Source organism: Pseudoxanthomonas sangjuensis, assembly GCF_010211755.1.
GTDB classification, from domain to species: domain Bacteria; phylum Pseudomonadota; class Gammaproteobacteria; order Xanthomonadales; family Xanthomonadaceae; genus Pseudoxanthomonas_A; species Pseudoxanthomonas_A sangjuensis.
In genome coordinates this window covers 21,178-30,359 of sequence record NZ_PDWR01000033.1, presented here as the reverse complement: position 1 = coordinate 30,359, position 9,182 = coordinate 21,178, and the positions used below count along the sequence as shown (strand labels likewise).

8 protein-coding genes are annotated in these 9,182 nt (G+C 67.8%); 6 read left to right on the top strand and 2 right to left on the bottom strand.

Annotation, left to right across the window (positions count from 1 at the left end):
- Positions 1 to 6 precede the first annotated feature (6 nt).
- From CSC71_RS14075 to CSC71_RS14050, 6 genes are all read left to right on the top strand, one after another.
- On the top strand, positions 7 to 660 hold the full coding sequence (locus tag CSC71_RS14075) for a DUF502 domain-containing protein (RefSeq protein WP_162375013.1): 654 nt from the start codon (positions 7 to 9) through the stop codon (positions 658 to 660).
- Between the two features lie 9 nt (positions 661 to 669).
- Positions 670 to 1,581: a patatin-like phospholipase family protein gene (locus CSC71_RS14070; RefSeq protein WP_162375009.1), complete on the top strand. Its 912-nt coding sequence runs from the start codon at positions 670 to 672 to the stop codon at positions 1,579 to 1,581.
- Positions 1,582 to 1,698: 117 nt separating this feature from the next.
- Entirely contained in the window at positions 1,699 to 2,436 is a 738-nt protein-coding gene (locus CSC71_RS14065) for a queuosine precursor transporter (protein ID WP_162375008.1), read from the top strand.
- A 97-nt stretch (positions 2,437 to 2,533) separates the two neighbouring features.
- Entirely contained in the window at positions 2,534 to 3,427 is an 894-nt protein-coding gene (locus CSC71_RS14060; RefSeq protein WP_162375007.1) for an ABC transporter ATP-binding protein, read from the top strand.
- A 3-nt stretch (positions 3,428 to 3,430) separates the two neighbouring features.
- The gene (locus tag CSC71_RS14055) at positions 3,431 to 7,012 is read left to right on the top strand and encodes an ABC transporter permease/M1 family aminopeptidase (RefSeq protein ID WP_162375006.1); all 3,582 of its coding nucleotides are present in this window, start codon (positions 3,431 to 3,433) and stop codon (positions 7,010 to 7,012) included.
- Positions 7,009 to 8,073 (top strand): serine hydrolase domain-containing protein, encoded by a 1,065-nt coding sequence (locus tag CSC71_RS14050; RefSeq protein ID WP_425501958.1) that lies wholly within the window; start codon positions 7,009 to 7,011, stop codon positions 8,071 to 8,073. Before CSC71_RS14055 ends, CSC71_RS14050 begins: the two co-directional genes overlap by 4 nt.
- Before the next feature lie 18 nt (positions 8,074 to 8,091).
- Here CSC71_RS14050 and CSC71_RS14045 read toward each other — a convergent pair whose 3' ends face one another.
- A complete protein-coding gene (locus tag CSC71_RS14045; RefSeq protein ID WP_162375005.1) occupies positions 8,092 to 8,550 on the bottom strand; it encodes a DUF2214 family protein in 459 nt (152 codons plus the stop codon).
- A gap of 22 nt (positions 8,551 to 8,572) precedes the next feature.
- Positions 8,573 to 9,172: a YceI family protein gene (locus CSC71_RS14040; RefSeq protein WP_162375004.1), complete on the bottom strand. Its 600-nt coding sequence runs from the start codon at positions 9,170 to 9,172 to the stop codon at positions 8,573 to 8,575.
- Positions 9,173 to 9,182 lie beyond the last annotated feature (10 nt).

The window sequence follows — 9,182 nt, the reverse complement described above, 5'->3', positions numbered from 1 at the left end:
TCAGATGTGTATAAGGTACAGCTGCAGAAACTCTTCCTCACCGGCCTGCTGACCCTGTTGCCGATCTGGCTGACGTGGGTGGTGGTGAAGTTCGTGTTCGTGCTGCTGTCCGACGTCAGCAAGCCCGTCATCGGGCCGATGTCCGAACGCATCGCCGCGTCGTTCCCCGACGCGCTGGGCTGGTTCAACGCGCTCTGGGTGCAGAACACCATCGCGATGGCCGCCACCCTGTTCCTGATCCTCACGGTCGGCGTGCTGGCGCGGCGCATGGTCGGCCGGCGGCTGCTGAAGTGGTTCGAGGCGCTGATCGAGCGCATCCCGGTCGCGAACGTCATCTACAGCAGTTCGCGCAAGCTGCTGGACATCCTGCAGACCAAGCCCGGCAGCACCCAGCGCGTGGTGCTGATCGACTTCCCGCACCGGGACATGAAATCGGTCGGCCTGGTGACGCGGGTGATCAGGGAGGAAGGCAGCGGCCGCGAACTGGCCGCGGTGTACGTGCCGACCACGCCGAACCCGACTTCCGGCTACCTCGAGGTCGTCCCGGTCGAACTGCTGACCCCGACCGACTGGAGCGTGGACCAGGCGATGTCGTTCATCATCTCCGGCGGCGCGGTGGCACCGGAGGCGATGCCGTTCACGCGGGCCATCGACAAGTAGAAACTCCCGATGAGCGCCGGTCCGCGACCAACCGTGGCACTCGCGCTGGGCGGCGGTTCGGCCCGCGGCTGGGCGCACATCGGGGTGATCCGCGCGCTGGAAGAGGCCGGCGTGCGCATCGACATGGTCTGCGGGACGTCGATCGGCGCGCTGGTCGGCGCCGTCTACGCGGCGGGCGAACTGGACCGGTTCGAGCAATGGGTGCTCGGGCTGGGGCTCAGGGAGGTCGCCGGCTTCCTCGACGTGGGCTTCGGCGGTGGCCTGCTGAAGGGCGAGCGGCTGATGGCGTTCTTCGCCGAACAATACCAGGACCGCCTCATCGAGGAATTGAAGATCCCGTTCGCGGCGGTGGCCACCTCGTTGCGCACCGGCGCAGAGGTGTGGCTGCGCAGCGGCTCGACGCTGCGCGCGGTGCGTGCGTCCATCGCCCTGCCCGGGCTGTTCACGCCGGTGGTCCACCAGGACGCGGTCCTCGTCGATGGCGGCCTGGTCAATCCGGTGCCGGTTTCGCTGGCGCGCGCGATGGACGCCGATGTCGTGATCGCCGTGGACCTGAGTTCCGACGTGCTGGGGCGCCACCTGTCGCAAGCCCGTCCGCAGGACCCGCCGCCGGCCGCTGAACGCGACGACTGGCTGGGCAAGCTGCAGGGCCGCCTCGCCGCGATCCGCCCGCCGCCCGCGAACGACAAACCCCGCGTACCCGACCTGCTCAACGTGCTGGCCACCAGCATCAACATCATGCAGGTGCGGATCGCGCGCAGCCGCTTGGCCGGCGATCCGCCGGAGCTGACCATCTCGCCGCGGCTGGCCCACCTCGGCCTTTACGAATTCCACCGGGCGAAGGAAGCCATCGAGGAAGGCCGCGAGGCCGTGGCGCGGGCGGCGTACAGCCTCGCGATGCTCACCGACCCGGCGAAATGAGCGGAAGGCGCCGCCCGTCACGATCGGCAGGCCCGCCATGCCCCGTACAAGCGCCGGCTGGCCCCCGCCGCCCAGCCCGCCAGCGCCACCCGCACCATCGACGACCGCGCGGTGCGCATGTTCATCGCACTGGCCGCGTTCCTGTGCGTCAACGCGGTGCTGGCCGAGTTCATCGGGGTCAAGATCTTCGCGCTGGAGGACACGCTCGGCATCGCGCCGCTGCAATGGAACCTGTTCGGCCAGAGCGGCTCGCTGAACTTCACGGTCGGCACCCTGTTGTGGCCGTTCGTGTTCATCCTGACCGACACGATCAACGAATTCTTCGGCAGCCGCGGCGTGCGCTTCGTGTCGTGGCTGGCCGTGGCGCTGATCGTCTACGGCTTCGTGTTCGCCTATGCGGCGATCCACGTCGCGCCCGCCGGCTGGTGGGTCGGGGTCGCCAAAGACCAGGGCGTGCCCGACTACCAGGCCGCGTTCGCCGCGATCTTCGGCCAGGGGCTGTGGTCGATCTTCGGCTCGATCGTCGCCTTTCTGGTCGGCCAGCTGATCGACGTGGCGATATTCCACCGCATCCGCAACGCCACCGGCGAACGCTGGGTATGGCTGCGCGCGACCGGCTCGACCGCGGTGTCGCAGCTGGTCGACAGCTTCGTGGTGCTGTACATCGCCTTCGTGCTCGGCCCGCAGCACTGGCCGATCCCGCAGTTCTTCGCCATCGGCACGGTCAACTACGGCTACAAGATGCTGGCCGCGGTGGCGATGATCCCGCTGCTGTACCTGATGCGCCACGGCATCCGCGCCTACCTGGGCCACGAACGCGAGGCGCGACTGCGCAGCGAAGCCACACGCGACTGAGCGGCCGGCCACCCGCCCGACGGTGACTTCCTGCATGCTTGCCAGCCGCCCGCGGCGGCCGGCACCATGCGCCATCGCCATCGCTTGGGGAAGTCCGATGCTGCAGATCCGCTCGCTGTCCAAGACCTACGCCAACGGCGTGCAGGCATTGAAGGATGTCGACCTGGACATCCCGCGCGGGATGTTCGGCCTGCTCGGCCCCAACGGCGCCGGCAAGTCGACGCTGATGCGCACGATCGCCACGCTGCAGGAACCGGACGGCGGCAGCATCGTCCTGGACGGCCTGGACCTGCTGGCCGACAAGACCGCGGCGCGGCGCACGCTGGGCTACCTGCCGCAGGAATTCGGCGTCTACCCGAAGGTCTCGGCCGAGGACATGCTCAACCACTTCGCGGTGCTCAAGGGCGTGACCGCGCGCGGCGAGCGCAAGGAACTGGTGCAGGCGCTGCTGCAGCAGGTCAACCTGTGGCAGGTGCGCAAGCGCAAGCTGGGCACCTTCTCCGGCGGCATGCGCCAGCGCTTCGGCATCGCCCAGGCGCTGATCGGCAAGCCGTCGCTGATCATCGTCGACGAGCCGACCGCCGGCCTCGACCCGGCCGAGCGCAACCGCTTTCTCAACCTGCTGGCCGAGATCGGCGAGGACACGGTAGTGATCCTGTCCACCCACATCGTCGAGGACGTGACCGACCTGTGCCCGCGCATGGCGATCATCGCTTCCGGCCAGGTGCGCCTGAGCGGCGAGCCGCGCGAGGCGATCCGCGCGCTCGACGGACGGGTGTGGAAGAAGACCGTCGACAAGGCCGAACTGGCCGGCTACGAACAGGCGCACACGGTGCTGTCGACGCGGCTGGTCGCCGGGCAACCGGTGATCCACGTGCTCGGCGACGCGGCGCCCGATGCCGGCTTCGTGCCGGTGCCGGCGGACCTGGAGGATGTGTACTTCGGCGAGCTGCGCAAGACCGCGCCGGTCGCCGCCATCGCGGGGGCCTGAGCCATGCTGTGGCAACTGCTGAAGATGGAGCGCCGCCTGCTGCTGCGCAACGGCGTGTTCTGGATCGTCGCGCTGGCGTTCGGCGCGCTCGGCTTCGCAATGCTGGCTTCGGACAACGTCAGCTATGGCGGCGGCGTCGGCAACGTGATGCGCAACGCCCCGGCGGTCAGCACGGTCGTGCTGGGCGCGATGAGCGTGATGAGCGCGCTGCTGACCACGATCTTCATCGGCGGGATCGCCTTGCGCGACTTCGAGCAGCGCACCGCCGAGCTGTTCTTCGCCACGCCGATGCGCAAGGGGATCTATCTTGCGGGGCGTTTCGGCGGCGGCTTCCTCGCCAGCGTCGGAGTGATGCTGTTCGTCGTGCTGGGCATGTGGCTGGGCAGCAAGATGCCCTGGCTCGACCAGGCGCGGCTGGGGCCGACGCCGTGGGCGGCCTATGCCTGGGGCTTCGGCGTGCTGGTGATCCCGAACCTGCTGTTCCTGTCGGCGCTGCTGTTCCTGCTGGCCACGGCGACGCGCTCGATGCTGTACACCTACATCGGCGTGATTGCGTTCTTCGTGCTGTGGAATGTCTCGGATTCGCTGAACGCCGACCTGCAGACGCGCTGGATCGGCGCGCTGGTCGATCCTTCCGGCGGCAATGCGGTCAGCCAGCACATCCGCTACTGGTCCAGCGACCAGCTGAACACGCAGCTGCCCCGGCTGACCGGGCTGCTGCTGGGCAACCGCGCGATCTGGCTGGGCGTCACCGCGCTGCTGCTGTGGGCTTCGTACACGCTGTTCCGTGCCGACCGCGAGGGCCTGAAGCTGCCGTGGCGGCGGCGCCAGGCCGGCGCCGCCGAGGTGGCCGGCGACGCTGCCGCCATTGTCCTGCCCCCGGTCGCGCTGCGCGATGGCGCCGGCGCGCGCCGGACCCAGTTCTGGCAACTGGCCCGCTTCGACCTGCGCCACGCGCTGTTCGGCGCGCCGCTGCTGGTGATGCTGCTGCTCAGCCTGGCGGTGCTGTATTTCGCGTTCCAGTCCGGCGGCCTGATGTTCGGCACCGACGTGTATCCGGTGACCGGCCGCATGCAGTCGACGTTGAACGGCGGCATGAACCTGTTCCTGGTCATCGTGCTGACCTTCTATGCGGGCGAACTGGTCTGGCGCGAGCGCGGCATGGGCATCGCCGACGTCGCCGATGCCTATCCCACCCCGGACTGGATCCCGCTGGCGGCGAAGACGACCGCGCTGGCCGGGATCGTGCTGGTATTCCTCGCGGTCGGCACGCTGTTCGCGATGGGCTACCAGTTGGCGCATGGCTACACCCGGCTGCAGCCGCTGCTGTACCTGCAGGGACTGGCGCTGAACGCGATCCCGTTCCTGCTGACGGCCGCGCTGGCGGTGTTCCTGCAGGTGCTCAGCGGCAACAAGTTCATCGGCTACCTGCTGATGATCGTCTACCTGGTCGGCCGCGCCGGGCTGGCGATGCTGGATTTCGACCATGCCCTGTACAACTTCGGCAAGGCCAGCCCGATCCCGTATTCGGACATGAACGGCTGGGGCCATTTCATCGGCCCGCACCTGTGGTTCCGCGGCTACTGGGCGGCGCTGTGCGTCGTGCTGCTGGCGCTGGCCGCGGCGCTTTGGCCGCGCGGCACCTCGCTGCACTGGCGCGACCGGCTGGCGCAGTTGCGCGCGCGCCTGCGCGGGCCGCTGCTGGCGACTGCGATCGCCGGCGGCATCGCCTTCGTCGCGCTCGGCGGCTGGATCTTCTACAACACCAACGTCCTCAACGATTACGTGCCGGGCGACCTGGCCAAGCAGCAACAGGCCGATTACGAGAAGGCCTTCCGCCAGTACAAGGCCCTGCCGCAGCCGAAGATCGTCGCGATCCGCGCCGACGTCGACATCCACCCGGAAACCCGCACGGTCGAACTCCGCGGCCACTACCGCCTGCGCAACGACAGCGGCGCACCGATCGCGCAACTGCACGTGACCATCGACCCCGAGGCCGAAATAGGGCGCCTGGACTTTCCCGCGCATGCGCTGGTGAAGGCCGACGACGTGTCCGGCTACGCGATCTACCGGCTGGACGCGCCGTTGGCGCCGGGCGCCGAAATGGATTTCGACTATGAACTGAAGTACGCGCCGCACGGCTTCCCGCTGGATGGCGGCGATACCGGCGTGGTCTACAACGGCACCTTCTTCAACAACTTCGCCGTATTGCCGCAGTTCGGCTACGACGAGGGCCGGCAATTGCAGGACCGCAACGACCGGCGCAAGTACAAGCTGCCGGAGCTGCCGCGGATGAACCCGATCGGCGACACCGCCGCATGGGCCGACAACTACCTGGGGCCGGGCCGCGACTGGGTCGACTTCGAGACCACGGTCTCGACCAGCGCCGGGCAGATCGCGCTGGCGCCGGGCTACCTGCAGCGCGAATGGACGCAGGACGGCCGCCATTACTACCACTACAAGTCGGAAGCGAAGCTGCTGCCGTTCTTCTCGTGGCTGTCGGCCGACTGGCAGGTGCGGAAGGACCGCTGGAACGACGTGGCGATCGAGGTCTACCACGACCGGCAACACCCGTACAACGCCGGGCGCATGATCGAGGCGACGAAGAAGTCGCTCGACTACTACACCCGCAACTTCTCGCCGTACCAGTTCCGCCAGCTGCGCATCCTCGAGTTCCCCGGCTACCGGACCTTCGCCCAGTCGTTCGCCAACACCGTGCCGTATTCGGAGGCGATCGGCTTCATCGCCGACCTGCGCGACAAGGCCGACATCGACTATCCCTTCTACGTCACCGCGCACGAAGTCGCGCACCAGTGGTGGGCGCACCAGGTGATCGGCGCCAACGTGCAGGGCGCGACGATGCTGTCCGAATCGCTGTCGCAATACTCGGCGCTGATGGTGATGGAGCACGAGTACGGGCCGCGCAAGATGCGCAAATTCCTGAAGTACGAGCTGGACAACTACCTGCGCAGCCGCGCCACCGAGCGCGTGGCCGAGCAGCCGCTGGCGCTGAACGAGAACCAGCAGTACATCCACTACCGCAAGGGCTCGGTGGCGTTCTATGCGCTGAAGGACGCGATCGGCGAGGAAACCCTGAACCGGGTGCTGGCCGGATTCATCGCAAAACACGCGTTCAAGACCGCGCCCTACCCGACCACCCGCGATTTCCTGGCCGACCTGTACGCCGCCACCGATCCGAAGTTCCACCCGCTGATCCGCGACCTGTTCGAACGCATCGTGTTCTGGGAAAACCGTGCGGTCTCCGCCGATGCGGCCAGGCGCGCAGACGGCAAGTACGAGGTGACGCTGCAACTGACCTCGCAGATCCATTCGGCCGACGGCAAGGGCAAGGTCGCCGACGAAGCGGTCGACGAATGGGTCGACGTGGGCGTGTTCGCGCGGCCGCCGGGCGGCAAGGAGGAGGACGAAAAGGTGCTGTATCTGCAGAAACACCACATCACGCAGGCCGCGACCACGCTGAAGCTGGTCGTCGACCAGGCGCCGTACGAAGCCGGGATCGACCCGTACAACAAGCTGGTGGATACCGATTCGGACGACAACCGGATCAAGGTGGTGCTGAAATGAGCCGGCTCCGGCACTGGCTGGCGCCGTTCGCGCTGGCACTGGCGATATCATCACCGGCCATGGCCGGGATCACGTCGGCGCAACAGGCCGCCATCGACAAGCTGATGCAGCGCTACGACGGCAAGGTACCGGGCGCGTCGCTGCTGGTGATCAAGGACGGCGAACCGGTCGTGCGCAAGGCGTACGGCTACGCCGACCTGCAGAACGGCATCGCAGCGACGCCGCAAACCAACTACCGGCTGGCCTCGGTGAGCAAGCAATTCACCGCCGCCGCGATCCTGCTGCTGGCCGAGGACGGCAAGCTGGCGGTGGACGACCCGGTGCGCAAGTGGCTGCCTTCGCTGCCGCCCGCGACGGCCGATATCCGGATCCGCCACCTGCTCAGCCACACGTCGGGGCTGATCGACTACGAAGACGTGATGGATCCCGGCCAGGAATGGCAGCTGCACGATGCCGACGTGCTGAAGCTGCTCGAAGGCCAGGGCCGGCTCTACTTCGCGCCCGGCACCGACTACCGCTACAGCAACAGCGCGTACTGCCTGCTTGCGCTGATCGTGGAGAAAGCCGGCGGGGAGCCGTTCCCGGCATTCGTGAAGGCGCGCATCTTCGACAAGCTCGGCATGGCCCGCTCGGTCGTCCACGTCGACGGCAGCGACACCGTGCCGGACCGCGCCTACGGCAACAGCGAGATCGACGGCAAGTGGGTCCGCACCGACCAGAGCAGCACCAGCGCGACGCTCGGCGACGGCGGCGTGTATTCGTCGATCGACGACCTGGCGAAATGGGACGCCGCGCTGTACGACGACCGCCTGCTGAAGGCGGCGTCGCTGCACGAGGCGTTCACGCCGAAGACGCGGACGCCCGAACCGGACGTACCGTACTACGGCTACGGCTGGCGCATCAACGGCGACGCGCTGTGGCATTCCGGCGAAACCATCGGCGGCCGCAACGTGATCCTGCGCTACCCGAAGGACCGGCTGACCGTGGTCATCCTGAGCAACCGCAACGACCCGGAGCCGTACCCCACCGCGCTGGAAATCGCGAAGCTGTTCCGGCCGTAGAGCGGGGCTTGCCCCGTCCTACAAATGCAGGCCGCCGTAGCGCGCCATCGCCGCGGCGCAGACCAGGATCACCGCGACCAGCGCCAGCTCCAGGCGCACGATGCGCTGCAGCCCGGCGGCATCGGCCGGCGCCGGCACGAACGCCGGGTCGGCCTTCAACGCGCTTCGCCACTTCAGGAAACGGATCGTCGGCCACGCCGACAGCAGCGCGGCGAGCACGAAGGCGCCAAGCTTGGCGTGGAACCACGGGTTGTGCCAGTAGAAGTCCGCGCCCTTGATGCCGCCGTAGACCCGCCACATGCCGACCGCGAACAACAGCACCGCGACGATGCCGTAACCGCGATCGACGCCACCCAGCCGTTTCAGCGCGGCGGAATCGAGCGGGCGGCTCAACAGCACCGACTCGGACACCAGCATCGCCACCAGGCCGAAGGCGAGCAGATGGTGGACGGAAGCGAGCAGGAAATCCTTCAGCATCGACGGCTCCTCAATGGCGGATTCATTCTTCGGCGATCGCTTCGACCTGGATGCGCAGGGTCACGGTCATGTCGAAGCCGTAATCCTTGCCCGCCGCCATGCCGAAATCGTCGCGCTGGAAGCTGGCCAGCGCATCCGCGCCGCAGTACTCGCGCTTCAGCACCGGGTGCTGCGGCATGCACTTGAAGCCGAGGATCTCCAGCTTCAGCGGGCGGGTGACGCCGTGCAGGGTCAGTTCGCCATCGACCTCGCCCGGCTTGCCGTCCTTGAACGACGCGAGTTTGCCACGGTAGACCGCCTCGGGGTACTTGGCGCTGTCGAACAGCACCTCGCCCTGCGCGGCCTCGTTCATCTTGTCGAGGCCGAAGTCGGCGCTGGCCATGTCGATGCGCACCTCGACCTCGCCGGTGCCGGCCTGCCTGTCGAGCACGACCTTGCCCGAACTCTTGTTGAACTTGCCGCGCCAGACCGACAGGCCGCCGAAGTGGTCGGCCTCGAAGCTGGGATAGGTGTGTTCGGGATCGATGACGAAGGTCGTCTGCCCCGCCGCCGCGGGAAAGGCGGCCGACGCGGCCAGCACGACCGCGGACGCGGCCAGTGAGGGAAAACGGAAACGCTGCATGGTCCTGGCT

Bases quoted from the DNA above. Each gene is read 5' to 3' on its own strand.
- CSC71_RS14070 (WP_162375009.1), top strand. From the start codon at position 670: ATGAGCGCCGGTCCGCGACCAACCGTGGCACTCGCGCTGGGCGGCGGT.
- CSC71_RS14065 (WP_162375008.1), top strand. From the start codon at position 1,699: ATGTTCATCGCACTGGCCGCGTTCCTGTGCGTCAACGCGGTGCTGGCC.
- CSC71_RS14060 (WP_162375007.1), top strand. From the start codon at position 2,534: ATGCTGCAGATCCGCTCGCTGTCCAAGACCTACGCCAACGGCGTGCAG.
- CSC71_RS14055 (WP_162375006.1), top strand. From the start codon at position 3,431: ATGCTGTGGCAACTGCTGAAGATGGAGCGCCGCCTGCTGCTGCGCAAC.
- CSC71_RS14050 (WP_425501958.1), top strand. From the start codon at position 7,009: ATGAGCCGGCTCCGGCACTGGCTGGCGCCGTTCGCGCTGGCACTGGCG.
- CSC71_RS14045 (WP_162375005.1), bottom strand. From the start codon at position 8,550: ATGCTGAAGGATTTCCTGCTCGCTTCCGTCCACCATCTGCTCGCCTTC.
- CSC71_RS14040 (WP_162375004.1), bottom strand. From the start codon at position 9,172: ATGCAGCGTTTCCGTTTTCCCTCACTGGCCGCGTCCGCGGTCGTGCTG.